General features: G+C 56.1%; 18 protein-coding genes. 9 read left to right on the top strand and 9 right to left on the bottom strand.

The features are described from left to right. Positions 1 to 19: 19 nt before the first annotated feature. The 5 genes from pilQ to pilM are packed head-to-tail and all read right to left on the bottom strand — an operon-like array spanning position 20 to position 4,941. A complete protein-coding gene (gene pilQ, locus ACO05M_RS04885; RefSeq protein ID WP_421868498.1) occupies positions 20 to 2,143 on the bottom strand; it encodes a type IV pilus secretin PilQ in 2,124 nt (707 codons plus the stop codon). Between the two features lie 18 nt (positions 2,144 to 2,161). After that, positions 2,162 to 2,725 carry a pilus assembly protein PilP gene (locus ACO05M_RS04890; protein WP_421868500.1) on the bottom strand — a complete coding sequence of 188 codons (564 nt, stop codon included), beginning with the start codon at positions 2,723 to 2,725 and terminating at the stop codon, positions 2,162 to 2,164. Beyond that, positions 2,709 to 3,320 (bottom strand): type 4a pilus biogenesis protein PilO, encoded by a 612-nt coding sequence (locus ACO05M_RS04895; RefSeq protein ID WP_421868502.1) that lies wholly within the window; start codon positions 3,318 to 3,320, stop codon positions 2,709 to 2,711. Before ACO05M_RS04895 ends, ACO05M_RS04890 begins: the two co-directional genes overlap by 17 nt. Beyond that, on the bottom strand, positions 3,320 to 3,880 hold the full coding sequence (locus ACO05M_RS04900) for a PilN domain-containing protein (protein WP_421868504.1): 561 nt from the start codon (positions 3,878 to 3,880) through the stop codon (positions 3,320 to 3,322). The genes ACO05M_RS04895 and ACO05M_RS04900 overlap by 1 nt, the downstream gene beginning before the upstream one ends. Further along, positions 3,880 to 4,941, bottom strand: a complete 1,062-nt coding sequence (gene pilM, locus ACO05M_RS04905) for a type IV pilus assembly protein PilM (RefSeq protein WP_421868506.1) — start codon at positions 4,939 to 4,941, stop codon at positions 3,880 to 3,882. The genes ACO05M_RS04900 and pilM overlap by 1 nt, the downstream gene beginning before the upstream one ends. 319 nt (positions 4,942 to 5,260) lie before the next feature. Between pilM and ACO05M_RS04910 the strand changes: the two genes are divergently transcribed. Then, positions 5,261 to 7,528, top strand: a complete 2,268-nt coding sequence (locus ACO05M_RS04910) for a penicillin-binding protein 1A (RefSeq protein WP_421868508.1) — start codon at positions 5,261 to 5,263, stop codon at positions 7,526 to 7,528. Positions 7,529 to 7,587: 59 nt separating this feature from the next. Here ACO05M_RS04910 and ACO05M_RS04915 read toward each other — a convergent pair whose 3' ends face one another. Continuing rightward, the gene (locus tag ACO05M_RS04915) at positions 7,588 to 8,361 is read right to left on the bottom strand and encodes an exodeoxyribonuclease III (protein WP_421868510.1); all 774 of its coding nucleotides are present in this window, start codon (positions 8,359 to 8,361) and stop codon (positions 7,588 to 7,590) included. Positions 8,362 to 8,555: 194 nt separating this feature from the next. Between ACO05M_RS04915 and pyrE the strand changes: the two genes are divergently transcribed. Both pyrE and ACO05M_RS04925 read left to right on the top strand, forming a co-directional pair. Further along, entirely contained in the window at positions 8,556 to 9,197 is a 642-nt protein-coding gene (gene pyrE / locus ACO05M_RS04920) for an orotate phosphoribosyltransferase (RefSeq protein ID WP_421868512.1), read from the top strand. Positions 9,198 to 9,398: 201 nt separating this feature from the next. Next, entirely contained in the window at positions 9,399 to 9,791 is a 393-nt protein-coding gene (locus ACO05M_RS04925; protein WP_421868513.1) for a hypothetical protein, read from the top strand. A gap of 46 nt (positions 9,792 to 9,837) precedes the next feature. Here the strand turns inward: ACO05M_RS04925 and hisF are convergent, their stop codons facing one another. The 3 genes from hisF to hisB form a co-directional block, all read right to left on the bottom strand. After that, complete coding sequence (gene hisF / locus ACO05M_RS04930) at positions 9,838 to 10,611, bottom strand: imidazole glycerol phosphate synthase subunit HisF (RefSeq protein ID WP_421868515.1); 774 nt, start codon at positions 10,609 to 10,611, stop codon at positions 9,838 to 9,840. 114 nt (positions 10,612 to 10,725) lie between these two features. After that, positions 10,726 to 11,373 (bottom strand): imidazole glycerol phosphate synthase subunit HisH, encoded by a 648-nt coding sequence (gene hisH, locus ACO05M_RS04935; protein WP_421868516.1) that lies wholly within the window; start codon positions 11,371 to 11,373, stop codon positions 10,726 to 10,728. A 41-nt stretch (positions 11,374 to 11,414) separates the two neighbouring features. Then, positions 11,415 to 12,008 (bottom strand): imidazoleglycerol-phosphate dehydratase HisB, encoded by a 594-nt coding sequence (gene hisB, locus ACO05M_RS04940; protein ID WP_421868518.1) that lies wholly within the window; start codon positions 12,006 to 12,008, stop codon positions 11,415 to 11,417. A 190-nt stretch (positions 12,009 to 12,198) separates the two neighbouring features. On the opposite strand from hisB, the gene ACO05M_RS04945 reads away from it, so the two are divergent. The 6 genes from ACO05M_RS04945 (at position 12,199) to ACO05M_RS04970 (ending at position 20,820) form a co-directional block, all read left to right on the top strand. Then, positions 12,199 to 14,274 carry an AsmA family protein gene (locus ACO05M_RS04945; protein ID WP_421868520.1) on the top strand — a complete coding sequence of 692 codons (2,076 nt, stop codon included), beginning with the start codon at positions 12,199 to 12,201 and terminating at the stop codon, positions 14,272 to 14,274. 34 nt (positions 14,275 to 14,308) lie between these two features. Continuing rightward, positions 14,309 to 15,355, top strand: a complete 1,047-nt coding sequence (mutY, locus tag ACO05M_RS04950) for an A/G-specific adenine glycosylase (RefSeq protein ID WP_421868521.1) — start codon at positions 14,309 to 14,311, stop codon at positions 15,353 to 15,355. A 119-nt stretch (positions 15,356 to 15,474) separates the two neighbouring features. Further along, on the top strand, positions 15,475 to 15,747 hold the full coding sequence (locus ACO05M_RS04955; protein WP_421868522.1) for an oxidative damage protection protein: 273 nt from the start codon (positions 15,475 to 15,477) through the stop codon (positions 15,745 to 15,747). Positions 15,748 to 15,805: 58 nt separating this feature from the next. Next, positions 15,806 to 18,043 (top strand): ATP-binding protein, encoded by a 2,238-nt coding sequence (locus ACO05M_RS04960; RefSeq protein WP_421868523.1) that lies wholly within the window; start codon positions 15,806 to 15,808, stop codon positions 18,041 to 18,043. Positions 18,044 to 18,309: 266 nt separating this feature from the next. Further along, positions 18,310 to 19,284: an HD-GYP domain-containing protein gene (locus ACO05M_RS04965; protein WP_421868525.1), complete on the top strand. Its 975-nt coding sequence runs from the start codon at positions 18,310 to 18,312 to the stop codon at positions 19,282 to 19,284. A 168-nt stretch (positions 19,285 to 19,452) separates the two neighbouring features. Next, positions 19,453 to 20,820, top strand: a complete 1,368-nt coding sequence (locus tag ACO05M_RS04970) for a sigma-54-dependent transcriptional regulator (protein ID WP_421868526.1) — start codon at positions 19,453 to 19,455, stop codon at positions 20,818 to 20,820. Positions 20,821 to 21,009 lie beyond the last annotated feature (189 nt).

Consider the following 21,009-nt stretch of genomic DNA (forward strand, 5'->3'; position numbering starts at 1 on the left):
TATGAAAGGTGCTTAAGCCTCAGCGATTGCTGAGGCTCTCGCTGATGATTTTCGGGGTGATAAAGACCAGCAGTTCGCTCTTCTGATTGCTGTTGTTGGTCCGAGTGAACAGTTTACCCAACACCGGCAGATCACCTAGAAGCGGTACTTTGGAGATGCTCTGGGTCTGTTCTTTCTGGAATACGCCACCGAGTACAACGGTTTCGCCATTATTGACCAGTACCTGGGTCTCGAGTTCGTTAGTTACGATGCCTACCTCACCGTTGGGCAGCTCTTCACCGACCGAATCCTGATTGATCTTAAGGTCGAGAATCAGGCGGTTGTCCGGAGTGATCTGCGGAGTAACATCCAGTGCCAGAACCACCTCTTTGAACTCAACGTTGACTTCGCCGTCTTCGACAGTCTGGAATGGAATCTCATCACCGGACTGAATCCGAGCTGGCATACCATTGGCGGTAATTACTTTCGGCTGCGAGATGATCTCGGCGCTACCGTCGGTTTCAAGTGCAGACAGTTCCATCTGCAGCAGAGTGGTGTTGGAGCCGACACCGATAGCGAATCTGGATGCGCCAATGCTGGTGGCGCCAAGATCCACATTCAAGCTGGAGGGTACGGTGAGCGAACCGCTACCGCCAGCCTGGGCTGTGTTGCCTGGAGCCGTGGCGCCCAGCGCGATTCGAGTCCCGCCGTCCTTGACGTGGCCGAAGCCCCACTTAACGCCCAGCTCTTTGCTGAGGTCGGCTCGGACGGTCACCAGACGGGCTTCGATCATTACCTGGCGAACCGGGATGTCGAGCTTCTTCAGGGCTTTGCGGATCTTGGCGATACTGGTATCGATATCACGTACGATCAGGGTGTTGGTACGAGGATCGGCTTGGACCGAACCTCGCTCGGACAGTAAACCCTGCTCGGTGCCTAGCAGCGAGACAATATCGCTGGCTTTGGCGTAATTAACTTGGATGAACTCGGTCTGCGGTTCTTTCAGTTCGCGAACCTGTTTATTGGTTTCAATCTCGAAGCGTTCGCGTTCGGCAATTTCGGCCGCAGGCGCGATCATCATCACGTTGCCGGTGATGCGCTTGTCCAGGCTCTTGGTCTTTAATACCAGTTCCAGTGCCTGGTCCCAAGGGACGTTCTTGAGTCGCAAGGTGATGTTTCCGCTGACGGTATCGCTGACCACCAGATTCATATCGGTGACGTCGGCGATAATCTGCAGCACCGAACGAATATCGATATCCTGGAAGTTTAAACTCAGCTTTTCACCCGTGTAGGGGAAACGTTCGCGCTGACGCTCTTCGGCCTCGGTGTCGGTGACCGGTTTGAAGTCAACGATCAGTTGGTTATCAGATTGATAGGCCAGGTAGTCGTACGGCAACGCCGAAGGCTTGATCAGAATGCTGCTGTTATTACCGTCCGCCATAGCATCGACAAAGGTGACCGGCGTCGAGAAATCTTGGACATCAACGCGCTCTTCTAAGGCTGCCGGTAGCTGCGCGCCAATCAGGTTGACGACGACATTGTTACCCTCTTCGATAATATCAACACCGGCTTTGTTGTCGGTCATGTTGATAAATACACGACCAATGTTGCCATCCACTCGACGAAAATCGATCGAAGAAACCTGGGTACGAAGAGGGCGGGCCAGGTTGCTGGTGTCCGATTTGCTGGATCCTTTTGCCTGCATAGGTTGGGCTGCGGCAACTGCATCACCGGCTCCGGCTCCGAAGACGACAAACAGACTGTTTCCTTCAATATAGGTGTCGTATTCAACCGATTCGTACAGGTTTGCGATGACGCGGACCCGGTCTTTGACCTCGGCTAGATGCAGGGTGTCGACCAACCCCGTTTTGATGTCGATGCTTTTGCTGCTTAGTCCATTGCTGGCACCGTGCAGGTCTAAAACGACTCGCGCCGGTTGCTCAATTTTGTAGGAGCGGGGCAGCGGTGGAGCTGCATCGAAATCAAGTCGTAGCTCGAGTTTGTTGCCCGGTAATGTCACGAAAGCGGAGTCAATGATCTGTACTTCGGCCAGGGCGGTTTGAGACAGTAGCAGGCAAGCTGCGAACCCTAGCCATTTACGGCTTGAAAGAGCCAGTCGCTGTCGGGCCTGCTGCCATGTGGTTGATGAGAGCAAATTCGCCATATCCATTTACGCCTATTTCTACTGTTCTGCTAAAACCAGATTACGGGGACGCTTCATCCAGCCATCCCGGCCGTTTGGAACGATTTCCATAATATCGATCTGGGTCTCATTGACTGTCAGGATTTCGCCATAATTTCGCCCGACATAGTTGCCACTTTTTATTCGATGGATTTCACCGTTGCCGTCTTTAATCAGCGCAGTCAGCTCGCCGTTTTCCAGCATATGGATGGTGCCGACCATAACAAGATTCTCTAATTTGAAGGCCTCAAGGGGCTCCTTTGGGCGGTCAAAATCAGGCTTCAGGTCGTTTTTGGGGCCATCACCTTTCTCCTCTTCAGTCAGCTCGACCCGGACCAGGGGCTGGAACGGCCCCCTGAGGCTGGTCGCCCGATAAAGAAAACTCTCGTAAGGCTTAAACTCCGGAAGTGGATCGATTTTCCCCGCCGGCCGCGACTGGGTTTCGGCGACATACTGTCGTAAGTCAGCAGTGTCGTTGATCTGGCTACAGCCTGTTAATACGACAGCGGCTAAGGCCAGCGGTAGCCACTGCTGGCGGAGCTGGGAATTAGCTTTCATCGTCATATCGATAGGTCCTGGCAGAAAGGCTCATGCTCAGATCACCGTTATTGGAGATCGGCTTAATCGTGAAGTCGTGAACAGTCACGATTCGGGGCAAAGCAGCAATACCGCTGACAAACTCGCCCAATTGGTGATAGCTCCCTTTGACCGAGATGTTGATCGGTAGCTCGATATAGAACTTGACCTTCTTCTCCGGCGCCAGCGAGATAACATCGAAGTTCAGACCGCTGTTTTGACCGATTTCGGTGATATCTTCCAACAGGCCCGGTACCTCGGTATCGGTCGGCAGCTGCTTAAGCAGCTCGGCAAAGGTTTCCTCGACATCTTCCATCTGGCGTTTCAGGGCTTCCAGATTGGCTACTTGGTAGGCTTTGCTCTGGTATTGACGCTTGAGGTCCGGCTCTTTAGCGATCTCCTGCTCCAGTTTCGACTGCAAGTCTTTGACATGAAGGTGGTAACCGGCTGCACCTAGCGCGGCGATGACCACCAGAAACCAGATCGCCTTGACGCCATAGGGCCAGCTGCCGGCGGTATTGAAATCAAGGTTATTGACATCAAAGCCACGAAAGGCGTTTCTGAATGCATTCTGAACTGACATCAGGAACCTCCCTCTTCAGGCTTGGGTTTGCTCAAGCCAACACGCATGTCAAAATCTTTGTATAGGTCTCCACTCTTGCCCACTTTGCTTAGGTTGGGCTCGGAAAACCAGGATGAGCGATCAAGGTTGCGCATCAGCGTTGAGACATCACGGTTACTTAGCGCGCGGCCTTGTACGTGGAGGGATTCTCCCTGTCGGCTCAGATTCGAATAGTAGAGTTCATCCGGCAGTACACGTACCAGTTCATCGAATACCCTGACAATAACGGGGCGATTACCCTGTAGTTCCTGGATCGCTCGTAGTCGCTCCAACAGTCGCTCGCGCTTGGCTCTCAGTTCCTTGATCTCTGCAATCTTGGAGTCCAGCTTGGCCATCTCCTGGCGAAGGTAGTCATTGCGCAACTGCTGCTTTTTGGTGTTGTGTTCAATGTAGAATCCGGTACCCCAGACTGCCGCTGCTGCCAAGATAGCGACCAGCACCGAGCTGGTCAGAAATCGCTGCTGACGCTCTTTGCGGCGGTCTTCGCGCCAGGATCTGAGGTTGATCAGGGTGTTAGCCATTATTCCGCAAAGCTCCTCAGTGCCAGGCCGCAGGCCAATACCAGCGAGGGCGCTTCGGTATCGAACTTCTGGCGGTTGATACGTGAATCAATGGTCATGGCGCTGAACGGGTCGGCAATGGCCGTATTGATTCCCAGTTCTTGGGAAACTACGTCGGCGATGCCGGGAATGCCGGAGATTCCACCCATCAGCAAAAGTGTCTCAATCTCACCATGCGTGCCTGATGAATAATAGAACTGGATCGAGCGAGATATCTGCTGGGAAGTGGTCTGTTTGAAGGGGTCGATATAGCCCAGCGTTAGCTCTTCGGGGAGCTCATTGGCTTTCTTGGCCCGCTCCACTTCGTCGCTGGATAGATCGGAAACCTGCGACAGACTATGGGTGAGATCATTGCCCCCAAATGCCTGCTCGCGAGAGTAAACCACCTGATTGTTCTCGATCACGTAGAGGGTCATGCTGCTGGCGCCGATATCAACCAGTCCCACCGTCTTATCGAGAAGGTCATGAGTTTCGGCCAGCACTGGGAAAACCCGCTCAATCGCGTAGGTATCGACATCGACAATCTCGCAGTTCAGGCCAGCGCCGTTAACTGAATCTTCTCGGGACTGTACGCTGTCCTGGCGGCAGGCAACAAGCAGAACGTCATTCAGCTCCGGACTACTGTCCGATTCCCCCTGAATCTGGAAGTCGATCGCGACTTCATCGAGCGAGTAGGGGATAAACTGGTCGGCTTCCACCTTGATCTGCTCTTCGAGCTCGTCCTCGGTGAATGATCGACTGAACTCGAGCTGTTTGACGATCACCACCGAGGTCGGGACCGAGGTGGCTGCTCGCTTACTTTTGCTGTTGGCCAGCTTGAGGCCTTTTAAGAGCGCCTCGGCTACGACCGGGACCTCCTGAACGTTGTTGTCGATCACTGCGCCTTCAGGAAGATGGACGACAGCATAGCAATCAACGTTATAATTGCCGGCGTTACCGGACAGGCCTAGCAGCTTGATGTATGAGGAACCGATATCGACGCCAAGCAACGATTTGGATCCGGATTTAAAAAGGCTAATCACCGATTAATCCTTAAATGCAGTGAACTGGCGACCCGATGGAGGCCGTACTCAACTGTACAAAAATTATCACCAATGCGCATACTTTGTTATTAGTGACATTATTCTATATCGCCAATTTACGGATCAGCTTTAGGTTACCATGATCAAAATCAAAACTCTGCTCGGCTTTTTTATAAAAGTAGGGATTTTTTGTACATTTTTAGGGGCTCTGATTGTCGCCGGCGGTTACTACTACCTTAAACCACAATTGCCGGGTGTCGAGCAGCTTCATGATATTAAGCTGCAAACGCCTCTGCGGATTTATTCAGCCGATCATAAGTTGATCGCGGAATTTGGTGAAAAACGCCGGGTCCCCATTAACTATGATCAAATTCCGGAGCCCTTTGTTCAGGCTATTCTGGCCGCCGAAGATAGTCGCTATTTTGACCATGGCGGGATCGATTTCAAGGGCTTGGCACGGGCCGCTTTCCAGCTTGCCAGCACCGGTCGAATCAAGACCGGCGGCAGTACCATTACTATGCAGGTGGCGAGAAATTATCTGTTGACGCTGGAGCGGACTTTTATCCGAAAGTTTAAGGAAATTATTTTATCGCTGCAGATGGAACAGCAGCTCTCAAAAAAAGAAATTCTTGAGCTTTACGTCAATAAAATTTACCTGGGAAATCGAGCTTATGGCATTCAGGCCGCGGCTAATGTTTATTACGGTCGTGATATAGGCCAGCTGACATTGGCCGAGCTGGCGATGATAGCAGGGCTGCCGAAGGCGCCTTCAGCTTATAACCCGCTGGCAAATCCGCCGCGTGCGCTGGAGCGCCGAAATTGGATCCTGGCCCGTATGCAGAAGCTGGGTTATATCGATGCGAGCCAAATGACAGAAGCCCAACAGGCTCCGATCACGGCGGCCTACCATGGCGCCGATATCGAACTCTATGCGCCCTATATCGCAGAGATGGTGCGTAGCGATCTGCTATCCCGCTTTGGTGAGTCGATCTATATCGACGGTTTCAATGCCTACACCACCATTCGCAGTACCGATCAGCAGGCCGCGAATCAGGCCGTTGTGAAAGGCTTGATGGCTTACGAACTGCGTCACGGATATCGTGGTGCTGAGCAGAAATGGGATGCTTCCCTGACCAAACCGCAGTATCTCGACAAGCTACGCCAGATTCCAAGCTATGCCTCGTTGGAGCCGGCGGTGGTATTGGCTGTGTCCGATGAGAAAGCGGAGAAGCAGCGCGCCGGCTTGCTATTACGCAATGGTGAAGTGGTCGAGCTGGATTGGGATGGCATCAGCTGGGCGCGTACCTTTAAGAGCGTCAACAGTCGAGGACCTGCACCCACCCATGCCTCCCAGGTGCTTGCAGCAGGGGATCTGGTCAGGGTGCTGATGACCGACAATGGCTGGGTGCTGCGTCAGATTCCACGGGTGCAGAGTGCGCTGGTCTCTCTGTCGACCAAGGATGGGGCTGTTCGTGCGCTGGTGGGTGGGTTTAGCTTCCAGCAGAGCAAGTTTAATCGGGTCGTGCAAGGGACCCGACAACCGGGTTCTAACTTCAAGCCCTTTGTCTATACCGCTGCACTGGCCAGCGGCTTTACCCCCGCGTCGATCATTAATGACGCGCCGGTGGTGTTCGAGGATAAAAACCTGGAAAGCAGCTGGCGACCGGAAAATTACAGCAAGGAGTTCTTTGGCCCGACCCGATTCCGTGAAGCCTTGTATAAATCCCGCAATCTGGTGTCGATCCGAATCTTAAGGACTCTCGGGGTTAAGCCGACGCTGGACTATATCCAGCGGTTTGGTTTTGATGGCGCGCGTCTGCCGAATAACCTGTCGTTGGCGCTGGGGAGTGCCGATGTTACGCCGCTGGAGCTGGCCACCGGCTATGCCGTGTTTGCCAACGGGGGCTACAAGGTCGAGCCTTACTGGTTGGAACGTGTCACGGATCGAGCGGGTGAGGAACTGTTCAAAGCGCAACCTCTGACCGTCTGTGAAGGCTGTATCTACGCTCCCGAAGTAATGGCAGGCGAGGAACAGGCGGAATCCGAGAGTGAGATTGTTGACTTGTCGCTGCAGGGGGGTGAGGCGCTGACCAGCTTGCCGTTAGCGCCAAGAATCATTGATGAGCAGACCGCCTATCTGATTAATAACATCATGCAGGATGTGATCAAGCGAGGAACCGGTAGAAAGGCTGCTAAGTTGGGGCGTAATGATTTGGCGGGCAAAACCGGTACCACCAATGACCTAAAAGATGCCTGGTTCTCCGGTTTCAACCGCAATCTGGTAGCCTCGGTTTGGGTTGGGTTTGACCAGCCGCAGACATTGGGTCGAAGCGAATTCGGCAGTACCGCCGCATTGCCAATATGGATCGACTATATGGAGCAGGCGCTGCAGGGCGAGCCCGAAGCACCACTGATTCCGCCTCAGGGTATCGTTAGCGTGCGTATTGATCCGGAAACCGGCCTGCTGGCCTATCCCGGTCAGAAAAATGCAATTTTTGAGGTCTTTCGCAAGGAGGATGTGCCCACAGCTGCCGCGGTGCGCCAGGGGGTCAGCACCGGCCAGGTCAGCTCTGAAGAGTTGTTCTGATCGGTGCCACAGCAATAACGGCTTGAGCCTGCCCGGTGGTCTGGGCTGCTAAGGTCCGCTTAGCAGTCCAGCTCGTATTCAACTTCCAAGGGGGCGTGTTCGCTGAAGCGGGCATCGCGGTGGATCAGCGCGTTGTTGATGGTCTTGCGCAGGCCACTCGTCGTAACCTGGTAGTCCAGTCGTGCACCTTCGTTGAGTGTCCAAGCCCGATTGTAGGGGGGCCACCAGGTAAACTGGTGATCGATGTGGTTGATCTCCCGAAACGCGTCGATAAAGCCCAGTTCACCGAAGACCATATCCAGCCATTGGCGCTCTTCCGGCAGGAACCCCGAGTTTTGCTGATTGACGTACCAGTTGCTCAAGTCTGATGTCTTGTGGGCGATGTTCCAGGTCCCGCAAAACACGAACTGCCGCCGCTTGCGCAGAGTCTTTCGCAGGTGGTTCAGAAAGTGTTCCATGTAATGAAACTTTTGCGACTGGGCGGCATCGTCCTTCAATCCCGATGGAATTGTCATTGAGACAATACTGACACCATCGTAGTCGGCCTGAATAAAGCGGCCGTGAAAGTCGCACAGCTCGAACCCCAATCCGGTCATGATCGCCTTGGGCGGCTTTTTGCAATAGATCGCCACGCCGCTGTAGTCATCTTCGAAGGCATCGAAAAAATAGGGGTAATAGCCTTCCGGATGATAGATCGCATCATCCAGTTGGTACTCTTTGCTCTGAATGTCCTGCAGACAGTAAACGTCGGCATCCTCTTCGACCATCCAGTCGAAAAGGCCACGCTCGGCGGCTTGCTTGATGCCTTGAACATTCAGCGTGATAACGCGCATGGAACTACCTTAGGTTGGGGAAATGATTATTTTGGCCGGATTGTAAAGCCAAAGTTTGGGAAACTGAACTTTTTGTTACGCTGAATGGTATTTGATGACGTGCCTTAAGAGGGTTGTTGCTGTAGTCCGGTGAGGGACGTTGTATGATGGCCCCCGTTTTTTACCTCGACTTTTCTACGGAGCCTGCGATAGCCATGCAAGATTACCAGCGAGAATTTATTGAATTTGCCATCGAGCGTGGTGTGTTGAAGTTTGGCGAATTTACCCTTAAGTCCGGCCGTGTCAGTCCTTACTTTTTCAATGCGGGGCTGTTCGACAGCGGTGAGGCGCTGGCGCGCCTGGGGCGCTATTACGCCGCAGCAATCGAAACGGCAAAGATTGATTACGATGTGATGTTGGGGCCTGCCTATAAAGGGATTCCGCTGGCTGCAACTACCTGCGTGGCGCTAGCGACCGAGCATGGCAAGGATGTCCCTTATGTCTTTAACCGCAAAGAAGCTAAGGATCACGGTGAAGGCGGAAATCTGGTGGGAGCGCCGCTACAGGGCCGAGTACTGATCATCGATGACGTGATCACCGCCGGCACGGCGATCCGAGAGGTCATGGCATTGATCGACCAGGCTGGAGCCAAGCCGGCGGCCACCGTGATCGCGTTGGATCGGCAGGAGAAAGGTAAAGCTGAGCTATCGGCCATTCAAGAGGTTGAGCAGGACTTCGCTATGCCGGTGGTCAGTATCATCACGTTTGCCGACCTGATCGAGTATCTGCAGCAGCGTGGCGATCGGGCAACCGAGGTAGAAGCGGTGTTGGCTTATCGCGAACGTTATGGAATTTAATCCTGCACCGTGACTCTAACTCGATACTTGGTTGGTAGTGGCACCAGCTTGACGTTTGGGCGTTAGAGTCTTAGTGCGGCGGATCTTTTTTCGTAATTTAAATCTCCCAGTCCACTCTAATGTCCAAAGCGGGCAAGTCCAAAGGTGCTGTTTGCTCGCCTAACACTTGGATGCGCCACCTTAAAGGCGGAGGAGATCAGTATGCGAATATTTATCGTTTTGTTGGGGGTTGTTGCACTCAGCGCTTGCCAGAGTATCGCTCAGCAAGGCGGGGAGGCGCGCTATACCCTGGAGCAAGGGAAAGCATGGCGCGGTGTTAAGGTGGGTAATGCCCCAGTGCGCTCTGCCAGTGTGATCTGTTACCGCTCCGAGTGCTATCGGCTATTACAGTTGACGAACTTGCCTGGTGAACTAAACGACAAGTATCAGCTAAACCATCTTGTAAACTACCAGACGCTTTCACAGGCTCCGGGTATCGAACGGGACGGTGAACGGCTTGTGCTTCCGAAAGATATCGGCTGGCAGTTGTTTGTTGGCGCCCGTACTCGGGATCGGCTGGAAAAGAGTGAGGCAGGGGTATCCTGGCGGCCCTAAGATTGCGCCAGGATACTCAGTTCCGGTGATTCATTAAGGCCGAAGGTTAGAGACGAACTTCGACCCCTTTGTCGCGCATATATTGTTTGGCTTCGGGAATACTGTATTCACCGAAGTGGAAAATACTGGCGGCTAGGACGGCATCGGCTTTGCCTTCGGTAATGCCATCGACCAGGTGGTCGAGGTTGCCGACCCCGCCGGATGCGATTACCGGCACGGATACGGCTTCGGCAATCGCACGGGTTACACCCAGGTCATAACCGTTTTTCACACCGTCCTGATCCATGCTGGTCAGTAGTATCTCTCCTGCGCCGAGGTCGACCATCTTTTTGGCCCACTCCACCGCGTCGATTCCGGTGGGTTTGCGACCGCCATGGGTGAAGATCTCCCAGCGGTCGGCTTCGTCGGCTGAACTGACCTTCTTGGCATCGATTGCCACCACGATACACTGGGAGCCGAAACGCTCGGCAGCTTCACGGACGAATTCTGGATTGAACACCGCGGCCGAGTTGATGCTGACCTTATCGGCACCGGCATTCAGCATGGTACGGATATCATCGCAGGTGCGGATGCCACCACCGACGGTCAGCGGGATAAACACCTGACTGGCCATCTGCTCGACGGTATGAACCATGGTGTCACGGCCTTCATGGGTGGCGGTGATATCCAGAAAGGTGATCTCGTCGGCACCCTGCTCGTCATAGCGCTTGGCCACCTCGACCGGATCACCGGCATCGCGGATATCGACGAACTGGACGCCTTTGACAACTCGTCCGTTCTCGACGTCCAGGCAGGGGATGATGCGTTTTGCCAAGGGCATGGGGATTCTCCTGATGCTCAATTGGGCAGAGAAGCTGCCCGGCAGACTCGGTTGGGTGCGAGCCTGCCTAATTCGTTAGACCCTGACTGGGCTGAGTCAATTCAATGCCGTTGCTTAGGGCTTACCGTCCCAGTTGAGGAAGTTCTGCAATAGCTGCAGACCGGCCTTCTGGCTTTTCTCCGGGTGGAATTGAACGGCGAAGACGTTATCCCGCGCGACCGCGACATCGAATTCCAATCCGTAGTCACAGCGACCGGCCACCAATGACGGGTCTTCAACCTTAACGTAGTAGCTGTGTACAAAGTAGAAGCGACTGCCATCCTCGATCTCGGCCCAAAGCGGGTGTGGGCGTTGCTGCCGGACCTGGTTCCAGCCCATGTGAGGGACCTTGAGGATTTCACCGTTATGGTCACGATGGTCCTTACCAAAGAAGGGCGCGTTGCCGGCGAAGTGGCCGAGGCAATCGACGCCACCATTCTCCTCGCTATGCCCCATCAGGGCCTGGTAGCCGACACAGATTCCCAGAAATGGCTTACCTGAATCGATCACCTGTCGGACCTCTTCATCGACACCCAGGCGTCGGATTTCGGCCATACAATCACGGATCGCGCCGACGCCGGGTAGGATCACTCGGTCGGCGCTGTAGATCTGCTCCGGATCAGCCGTGACTCGTACTTCGACGCCGGGGGCGACATGTTCCAGGGCTTTGGCGACCGAATGGAGATTGCCCATGCCGTAATCGATAACTGCAACGCTGCTCATGTTCTTTCTTGCTCTAAGAATCTATCTGGGACCGGCCTGCCTTAGAGGCAACCCTTGGTCGATGGAGTGATCCCCGCCATCCGCGGATCAGGCTCTAATGCCATCCGAAGTGCCCGGCCGAAGGCCTTGAACACGGTCTCAGCCTGATGGTGCGAGTTGGCACCCTTCAGATTATCGATATGCAGGGTGACCTGGGCGTGGTTGACGAAGCCGTGGAAGAACTCACCAAACAACTCGGTATCCAAAGCGCCGATCATGGCCCGGGTAAAGGGAATATCCATCGATAGACCGGGACGGCCGGAAAAATCGATCACTACCCGCGACAGGGCTTCATCCAGCGGCACATAGGCGTGGCCGTAGCGAGTGATCCCTTTCTTATCACCGACCGCCTTGGCAAAGGCCTGCCCCAGCGTGATGCCGATATCTTCAACGGTGTGGTGCGCGTCGATATGAAGATCACCTTTGGCCTGAATATCCAGATCGATCAGTCCGTGGCGGGCGATCTGCTCCATCATATGCTCCAGAAAGGGCACCCCGGTATCGGCATTGAATTTGCCGCTACCGTCCAGATTGATCGATACACTGATCTGGGTTTCCAGGGTATTGCGGGTAACGCTGGCCTGACGTTCGCCCATGGTCTCCTCCGACTACCAAAATAAGCCGCCCATTATAGCGGCAAAGGCGATGGCAATGAATGCTTGGGTGTGGATCCGGAGGGGTACTGACGAGGAAAATGAGCGGATCGGACAACTTCCCGGTTTACCTACGAAAATCAGCCACTAAGATGTAGAGCAACAGGTGCTTTTTCTGCGATTGGAGTCGGACATGAAACTGCTGCTAAAAATTTTCCTGGGAATCGTGCTGCTGCTGGTGCTGGCGGTCGGGGCGATCCTGCTGCTGGTGAATCCAAACGACTTTAAACCCGAGCTACAACAGCTGGCACGGGACAAGGGGCAAGTTGAGCTGCAGCTGAGCGGCGATATCGGTTGGTCGCTGTTTCCGAATGTGGCGTTGTCCTTGCCGCAATTGCAGGTGATGACCCTCGATGGAGAGCCGTTGGCGGCGTTGGATCGGGCCAGCATTGAAGTAGCGCTGATGCCGTTGCTCAGTGGTGAGTTAAAGATGAGTGGCGTCGAACTGGAAGGGCTCGACCTGACTGTCAAAGCTCCGGCCCCGGAGCAATCGCAGGAATCGTCCGAGGCCCAGGCATCGGCTAGTGACCCCGGTTCGCTGCTGTTCGATATCGGCCAGGTCCGGATCGCGGATGCACGGGTGGTCTATGACGATCCGGCCAACGATCGGCAGGTGGAGATCAGCAATCTCTACCTGGAGGCCAAGGGGCTGGTCAGCGGTCAGGCTTTTCCACTGATGCTGGAGTTTGACCTGGCGCTACATGAGCAACAACAGCAGCAACTCAAAGCGGCTACCCGCCTGCAAACCGAGATATTGTTGGACGGGGCCAACTACAGCGCCAAGGCGTTGCAGTTGCAAACCTCGTTGTCGGGAGCGCTGATGCCGCAACCGCTGAGCTTGAACCTGAGCGGTAATCTGGCGTTTGATCAGCTCGCCGATCGGGCCGAACTTCAAGCGGGTAAGCTGAAGCTGGCCAATCTGCTGCTGAATCTGGACCTGGTGGCGGAAGGGCTATCGGCTCAGCCGCAGTTGAGCGGTGAGTTGGCGCTTGATCCACTGGACCTGAAGCAGCTGTTGGTCGCTCTGGGGCAGCCGGCACCAGAAACCGCGGATGATCAAGCCCTGCGCCAGGTCGGTCTGCGAGCGACCCTGGCCGGGCCAGCCGGTAGTGTGCAGTTGTCGCCCTTGAGTCTGCAGCTGGATCAGACTCGCTTCGACGGCAGTCTTGGCTACGATCTCAACAGTGGCAAGCAGAGCCTTGCGCTAAGCGGCGATAGCCTGGATCTGGATCGCTATCTGCCACCCTCAACAACAGGGGAAGGGGCTCAGTCGACGCAGGGCAAACCTGCAGCCGGTGGTGAGCGTTACTCCAAGGCGCCGTTGCTGCCCTTGGAAACCCTCAGGGCATTGAAACTGGATGCCGAGTTGGGGCTGAAGCAACTGAAGGCCTCAGGTTTGGAGATCAGCCAGCTCAAAATGCTGCTTAGTGCCGATGCCGGTTTGATCAAGCTGAGTCAGCTCGGCGGTGAGTTGTATCAAGGCCGCTTCGATCACCGCATGACACTGGATGCCCGTAACGATACCCCCCGCTTTGATATCAGCAAGAAGGTCGAAGCCGTCGAGTTGGGGGCGATGCTGTTGGCGCTGACCGGACAGGATCGCTTCAGCGGTCGCTTTACGCTGAATGGAGCCTATCAGGCCCAGGGTAATTCGGTTTATGACCTAGTTCACAGCCTCGATGGCAACATGGATCTGGGACTCAAAGAGGGGCGTCTTAAAGGGGTGAATCTTGGGGATACGCTCTGTCGCGGGATCTTGCAGGTCCGGGGACAACAGGCTCCGGCCGAGACTGCGGAAAGTTACACCGAATTCAGCAACCTCAGTGCAACCGCCAAAATCGACAACGGTGTGGTCAGTAATCAGGACCTGAAGGCCGCCTTGGTCGGGATCAACCTGGCCGGCGATGGTCAGGTCAACCTACCGGCAGAAAAACTCGATTACGGACTGTCACTGACGGTGCTTCAGGACTTTGCCAGCGCCAACTGTCGGATCGATGAGAAATTGCACAACCTGGCACTGCCGTTGCGTTGCGAAGGCGGTTTCGACGAGGCGCCGACCAAACTCTGCGGGGTTGATAAGAAGCGGATCAACAAGGTCTTGGCCGATGTGGGCAAGCGCGAAGTGAAGCAGAAACTGGAGCAGAAGCTCGAAGAGAAGCTCAAGGGCAACGAGGCGGTTAAGGGCGTGCTGAAAGGGTTGTTCAATTGATGCTCAAGCGAAACGTCGGGAGCGGCGTGGTCCGATGAGTCCGGAGCAGTTTCAGCAGGCGGTGCTGAGCTGGTTTGATCAGCATGGTCGTAAGGATCTGCCTTGGCAGCATCCGATCACCCCGTACCGGGTCTGGCTCAGCGAAGTGATGCTGCAACAGACCCAGGTCAGCACGGTGATCCCCTATTTCGAACGCTTCGTTGCCGCCTTCCCGACGGTCCGCCAGCTAGCTGAGGCCGAGCTGGATCAGGTGCTGCACCTGTGGACCGGATTGGGCTATTACGCCCGCGCCCGAAATCTACATAAGGCGGCACAGCAGGTCGTCGAACTGTACGATGGGCAGTTTCCGACCAGCTTGGATGAGATGGCATCGCTGCCGGGTGTAGGGCGCTCGACGGCCGGGGCGATTCTGTCGATCGCCCAAGGCGTGCCGACGCCGATCCTGGACGGCAACGTTAAGCGGGTCCTGGCCCGCTATCGGGCTATCGAAGGTTGGCCTGGACGTAGCGCCGTGTTGAAGCAGCTGTGGCAGCTGTCCGAACACTTTACCCCGCATCAGCGTTGTGCCGACTACACCCAGGCGATGATGGATTTGGGCGCAACCCTGTGCCGACGCGGCAAGCCGGACTGCCAGCGTTGCCCGCTGCGCTCGGACTGTGTCGCGCTGGCCCAGGGCAACCCGCAGGCTTACCCGGGTTCAAAACCGAAGAAAGCGTTGCCCAAGCGGGAATGCCGCATGCTGTTGCTGCGTGATCATCAGGGCCGGGTTTGGTTGCATCAGCGCCCTCCGGTGGGGCTCTGGGGCGGCCTCTGGTCGTTTCCCCAGTTCGATGACACCCAGCCCTGGGAGTCTTGGTTGCAGGCTCAGTGTCGGGAATATGCAGAACCCCAGCCGTTACCGCCGCTGGTTCACACCTTTTCCCATTTTCAGCTTCGGATCGAGCCCGTGCTGATCGAAGGGGTCGCTCTTGAGGAGCGTCGAGTAGCCGAGCCCGGTACCTGCTGGTACGACCTTGAATCGCCACCGCAGCTGGGATTGGCGGCGCCGGTTGAGCGTCTGCTCCGACAATTGTCGCGTTAGCGACGCAAGCCGACGAGTTGTTAGGTCGAGCCTGCTGCTTTGGTGTAATCTTGTAGGCTGTCTTTTAGTTATTAACCCCCCGCCGTCAAAGGGGGATTCAGCGTTAGGAGTCAAAATCGATGAGCCGCACTGTGTTCTGTAAGAAATATCAGCAGGAACTTGAAGGACTGGATCGTCCTCCCTATCCGGGTGCCCGTGGCAAAGAGGTGTTTGACCACGTGTCTAAGAAAGCCTGGCAGGAGTGGCTGGAGCACCAGACTCGGCTGATCAACGAAAAACACCTGAATATGATGGATGCCCAGGCCCGCAGCTACCTGGCCGAACAGATGGATAAGTTCTTCAGTGGCGAAGAGTTCGACCAGGCGGAAGGCTACGTGCCGACCTCCAAGTAACGGCTCAGCCACGCTATCGGACGGTTAATCAGGGTTGTCGGCGCGTCTGGATCTAGGCTTGAAGAAGTACCGCCTGATGGCGGTCATTCTGCTGCTGGTTACCTTTGCGTTAATTTTATGGCAGGTGGCCAGCCTGACCCGCCAGGTCGAGCTCGACAACCTGCGCCGCAGCCTCGATCAAAACCTGTCTCGCTATACCCTGAGCCTCAAGAATGAGCTGGAGAAATACCAGAATCTCCCGGCTCTGCTGGCCACCGACCGAAGCTTTAAGAACGTACTCTACAACCCCGACAACCGGGTGCTGGTGGGGACCCTGAATCGCTATCTGAGCGAAGTGCGCACCATTACCGGAGCTTCGGATATCTATCTGATGGCGCCCAGCGGGCAGACCCTCGCTTCCAGCAATTGGGACACCCCGGCCTCCTTCGTCGGTAAAAACTTTCACTATCGCCCCTATTTTCAGCAGGCCATGGCCGGTGACGAGGGGCGTTATTTCGCCCTCGGAACCACCTCCCGCAAACGCGGCTATTACTTCTCTCATCCGATCCGCAGTGCAGATGCCGTGGTCGGTGTGGTGGTGGTCAAGATTGATCTGAACGATATCGAAGAGCAGTGGAACGATGAGCTGACCGACCTGCTGGTGACCGACATCGATGACGTCATCTTTATCAGCACCCGGGAATCCTGGAAGTTCAAGACCCTGCAGCCGCTGTCCGGCTCCGATCTGCGGCGTATCGTCGACAGCCTGCGGTATGTCGATCAACAACTGGTGTCGCTGCCGATTACGGAGCGGGAACCGCTGGCCGAGGGCGTTGAACTGATCACCCTGCTCGAAGACAACCCCGCCGCCGGTGAGCGCTCCATCGACCGGCTCAGCGGTGCGCGCTATATGCTGATGCGCTTGCCGATGCCGGAGGCGGAGCTGAATGTGGTGGCGCTGGCTCAGTTGAGTCAGGTGTCATCGCGGGTCTGGAATGCGGTGGTGCTGACCGGTGTCATCTTGACGGTTCTGGTGCTGCTGGGGTTGTTTTTACTGCTACGTCAGCGGATCCAGTACGAACGGCAGCGTTTCAAGGAGCAGGCCAACCGCACGTTGGAGCTGAACGAGGCTCGGGTGCGGGCGGTTATCGATAATACCCAGGCCGGTTTGATCACGCTGGACTCCCAGGGCCGGATCGAGTCGTTCAACCCGACCGCCGAGGCACTGTTCGGTTACAGTGCCGGCAAGATCGAGAGCCGCTATTTCAGCCATCTGATCGCTCAGCCGGACCGGGCGGTCTGCTGGCGCATGATCACCGACCCGCAGGAGCTGCCGGAGCAGGCCCAGGTACCGGTACTGGAGGTGCAGGCCCGTCGTCAGGACGATGCCCTGTTCCCGATCGAGCTGACCATCGTGCCGGTGCGCGATCATGGCGAGCGCAAGTTTATCGTCACCATCCATGACCTGACCGAACGTAAACAGTATGAGGAATCGCTGCGTGATGCCCGCGACCTGCTGGAGCAGCGGGTGCTGGAGCGGACCCAGGCGCTGCAGGGCGCCAACGACCGGCTTCGCAATGAGATCGAACAGCACCAGCACACCCAGGAAGAGCTGATTCAGACCGCCAAGCTGGCGGTGCTGGGTGAGCTGTCCGCCGGTATCAATCACGAGCTGAATCAACCGATGACGGCGATCCGGGCCTATGCCGACAATGCCCGCCAGTTTCTGGAGCTGCAGCGTACCGATCGGGTGGCTGACAACCTGCAGGAGATCTCCGGGCTGACCGAACGGATGTCGAAGATCATTGCGCCGCTGAAGGTGTTCTCGCGTAAAAGTTCGGGGCAGGCCGAACCTGTCTCCTTGCTGTCGGTCCGCAAGGGGGCCATGTCGATCCTGTACGGTCGACTGCATAGCGAGCAGGTCGAGGTCAATTGGCCGGAATCGCTGGAAGATCTGCTGGTGATGGGTGATATGGTCAAGCTCGAGCAGGTGGTGGTTAATCTGCTCAGTAACGCGGTGCAGGCGATGCAGGGACAGCCGAACAAGCGGATCGATATTGGTCTAGAATTGACCGAAGAGCATCTCTGCCTGGTGTTCCATGACCAGGGGCCGGGTATCGCGCCAGAAGAGCTGTCGAAGGTATTTGAGCCGTTCTTCACCACCAAGGCCGCCGGCGAAGGGCTGGGGCTGGGGCTGTCGATTTCGCACCGGATCGTCGAAAATCTGGGAGGGCGATTGAGCGCCTCGAATCATCCGCAGGGCGGCGCCTGTTTTCGGCTTTGCCTGCTACGAGCCGATCGCCCGAGGTTCGACTAAACTCTTGATGCAGCTATGGATAGCGAAATGCGCCGGGATGGATCTATATCAACGTTTAAACGCCCGTTTTTTCTCTATACTGCACCATTCTCCATGGTTATTGGAATGATAATCGGATGCAATAGGAGTGCAGCCCGTCGCGTTCAGGCTCGTGAGTGGGTCGGTACGCAGGCCTTCCGTTCGATCTTTAGTCACCGTAATCATCGAGTTTGAGTATCAGTAGTACGGATCGAGCCCAGTCCAGATTCGGGAGAACTCTTATCGACATGCCCATTACAGATCAGCCGACAACAGGCCGCGCCAAGGAGGCGGTAAGCGTATTCGCCTGGGTCGACCGGCAGCATCAGCTACTGGCCGAGACCCACGATCTGCTGTTGTTACGTCCTGATCAAAAATCAATTTCTCGCTGTAAATACCTGGCCCACCAGATCCAGAAAGGTTGTCGTCAGCAACCGACCGGTCTGTTGGCCGCACTGCAGCTGAACCGTAATGCTCAGTTTCAGCATGTTAAAGAGCTCTACTGCGGGGTGTTGGCCGAACTGATCGGGGTGAAGTGCAAAGTCGCACCCGCCAGCCGGTTATCGATGATCTGTGCCGCCCTGACCCAGGATATCGGTATGCTGGACCTACAGGACGATCGTCTTGACCGGCAATCGATTGCGCTGACCGAACAGCAGCAGCGACAGATCAGAAAACACCCGATCGACGGGATTAAAATCCTGACCCAGGCCGGGGTCGATGATCGGATCTGGTTAAGCATTGTCGAGCGACATCATGAGCGTCTGGACGGCACGGGCTACCCCCATCGACTGGATGAGGGGCAGATCGATATGGGTAGCCGGATCATGACTCTGGTGGATAATTTTGTTGCCATGGCCCGGCCTCGTGGTGATCGGGCGGCAATGATGCCGCCGCAGATTCTGCAGCAGATTTTTCGGAACCGGGGTGAACAGATTGATCCGCGTCTGGCCAAGGTGCTGATCGACGTGCTCGGACTCAAGCCGCCGGGTTGCTGGGTGCATCTGGCTAACGGTGAGATCGCGGTGGTGGTGCGTCCGAGCAGTCATAATGCCTTCCCGGTCGTGGCGTCCATCATCGGCCCGGATGGTGAACATTATGAACAGGCGATTGAGCGTGACAGTGGTGAGCACGGTTTCAATATCGTCGAATGTGTGACGGCGCCGTTCCATTTCAACCTGCGTCAGTTGCTGGAGCCTCTCTGGCCCCGGTTGGATAACTGATCAGCCCGCCCGCTAAGTTACCTAGCTCCCCCCCCTCCCGCATCTGCGGATTGGGGTGACGGATCGAATTCGGTATCATCGCAACACTAAGGTCACGACAAGCACGCTGATAAAAGCTTGTTTGTCGGCTCCCGGTTCTGCTCGCCCGACCCGTAAGGATCACCGCCGATGTCCGCCACCATGCCCAGTGTTCTTCTGATCGATGATGAAAAACATATCCGTTCCGCCAGTAGTCAGACGCTGGAGCTGGCCGGCTACGAGGTCCAGGCACTCGACAGTGCCGAGGCTGCGCTGACGCTGATCGACGACCATTGGAGCGGGGTGATCGTCACCGATATCAATATGCCCGGTATGGATGGGCTGGAGCTGATGGCCAAAGCCCGGGCGATCGATCCGGATCTGCCGGTGATCCTGATTACCGGCCACGGAGATATCTCGATGGCGGTCAATGCGATCCGGGACGGCGCTTACGACTTTATCGAGAAACCGTTTCCGGCCGACTTGCTGGTCGATGTGGTCAAGCGGGCCGCCGAGAAACGGGCGTTGACGATCGAAAACCGGACCCTGCGTCAGGAGCTGCAGGCCCAGAGTGCGCCGGGCCCGCGGATTATCGGTAAGACCCTGCCGGTGCAGCAGATGCGCCAGTTGCTGGCCCAGGTGGCCGATACCCCGGCCGATATCCTGATCATGGGTGAAACCGGCACCGGTAAGGACCTGGTGGCACGCTATATCCATGAGAACAGCCGTCGCAAAGATCATAACTTTGTCGCCATCAATTGCGGTGGGGTGCCGGAAAATCTGATGGAGAGCGAGCTGTTCGGGCATGAAAAGGGCGCCTTCACCGATGCCAAGAGCCAGCGGATCGGCAAGCTCGAACATGCCAACGGCGGCACCCTGTTTCTCGATGAGATCGAGAGCATGCCGATGTCGCTGCAGATCAAACTGCTGCGGGTGCTGGAGGAACGGGCGATCGAGCGGCTCGGCGCCAACGAGCTGATCCCGCTGGACCTGCGCATCGTGGCCGCCTCCAAGGCCGACCTGAAGGAACTCAGCGCCGGCGGAGAGTTTCGTGAAGACCTTTACTACCGACTCAATGTGGTACGGGTCGATATCCCGTCACTGCGCGAGCGACGGGATGATATTCCGCTGCTGTTCCAGCATTTCGCCCTGATCGCCTCGGCCCAGTACCAGCGTGAAGTTCCCGCTCTGAGTCCGGCCCGGGTTCACAGTCTGATGAGTTACGACTGGCCCGGTAATGTGCGAGAGCTGCGCAACCTGGCCGAGCGCTATGTGCTGCTGGGAGAGGGCTGCACCTTCGAGTTTGACCAGCTGATTCCGCAGCTGGATGCGGCCACCGACAGCCTGACGCTACCGGAGAAGGTCGAGCAGTTTGAAAAAATGCTGATCGAGGAAGCACTGGCGCGCCACGATGGTCGGATCAAAGAGACCATGGAGCAATTGGGGCTGCCGCGTAAAACCCTGTACGACAAGATGCGTAAATACCGGCTCGACAAACAGGATTACAAACCCGAATAATTTTCATCCAAGCCGTGCTCGGGGCCTGATAGCGGCCCCTGGGCGGGGCTGCCCTCATAAGCCCCAGCTCTCCCTCCGCTCGATACCCCTAGATTTTTTCGGGTTGAACGGCATTCACGCTCGATGGCGCTTTTCCCACCTTTACCGTTGTTCATTAGCCCACTCAATCTGGCCGCGGACCTAAACTGA

The sequence above is a fragment of the Motiliproteus sp. genome (assembly GCF_965230735.1).
Lineage (GTDB): Bacteria > Pseudomonadota > Gammaproteobacteria > Pseudomonadales > Balneatricaceae > Motiliproteus.

What these genes read in the sequence shown, in the direction of transcription:
- hisH (WP_421868516.1), bottom strand. Translation starts at nt 11,373, where the DNA reads ATGAGCAGCGTTGCAGTTATCGATTACGGCATGGGCAATCTCCATTCG.
- pyrE (WP_421868512.1), top strand. Translation starts at nt 8,556, where the DNA reads ATGCAAGATTACCAGCGAGAATTTATTGAATTTGCCATCGAGCGTGGT.
- ACO05M_RS04945 (WP_421868520.1), top strand. Translation starts at nt 12,199, where the DNA reads ATGAAACTGCTGCTAAAAATTTTCCTGGGAATCGTGCTGCTGCTGGTG.
- mutY (WP_421868521.1), top strand. Translation starts at nt 14,309, where the DNA reads ATGAGTCCGGAGCAGTTTCAGCAGGCGGTGCTGAGCTGGTTTGATCAG.
- ACO05M_RS04925 (WP_421868513.1), top strand. Translation starts at nt 9,399, where the DNA reads ATGCGAATATTTATCGTTTTGTTGGGGGTTGTTGCACTCAGCGCTTGC.
- hisF (WP_421868515.1), bottom strand. Translation starts at nt 10,611, where the DNA reads ATGCCCTTGGCAAAACGCATCATCCCCTGCCTGGACGTCGAGAACGGA.
- ACO05M_RS04965 (WP_421868525.1), top strand. Translation starts at nt 18,310, where the DNA reads ATGCCCATTACAGATCAGCCGACAACAGGCCGCGCCAAGGAGGCGGTA.
- pilQ (WP_421868498.1), bottom strand. Translation starts at nt 2,143, where the DNA reads ATGGCGAATTTGCTCTCATCAACCACATGGCAGCAGGCCCGACAGCGA.
- ACO05M_RS04955 (WP_421868522.1), top strand. Translation starts at nt 15,475, where the DNA reads ATGAGCCGCACTGTGTTCTGTAAGAAATATCAGCAGGAACTTGAAGGA.
- ACO05M_RS04895 (WP_421868502.1), bottom strand. Translation starts at nt 3,320, where the DNA reads ATGTCAGTTCAGAATGCATTCAGAAACGCCTTTCGTGGCTTTGATGTC.
- hisB (WP_421868518.1), bottom strand. Translation starts at nt 12,008, where the DNA reads ATGGGCGAACGTCAGGCCAGCGTTACCCGCAATACCCTGGAAACCCAG.
- ACO05M_RS04900 (WP_421868504.1), bottom strand. Translation starts at nt 3,880, where the DNA reads ATGGCTAACACCCTGATCAACCTCAGATCCTGGCGCGAAGACCGCCGC.
- ACO05M_RS04890 (WP_421868500.1), bottom strand. Translation starts at nt 2,725, where the DNA reads ATGACGATGAAAGCTAATTCCCAGCTCCGCCAGCAGTGGCTACCGCTG.
- ACO05M_RS04970 (WP_421868526.1), top strand. Translation starts at nt 19,453, where the DNA reads ATGTCCGCCACCATGCCCAGTGTTCTTCTGATCGATGATGAAAAACAT.
- ACO05M_RS04915 (WP_421868510.1), bottom strand. Translation starts at nt 8,361, where the DNA reads ATGCGCGTTATCACGCTGAATGTTCAAGGCATCAAGCAAGCCGCCGAG.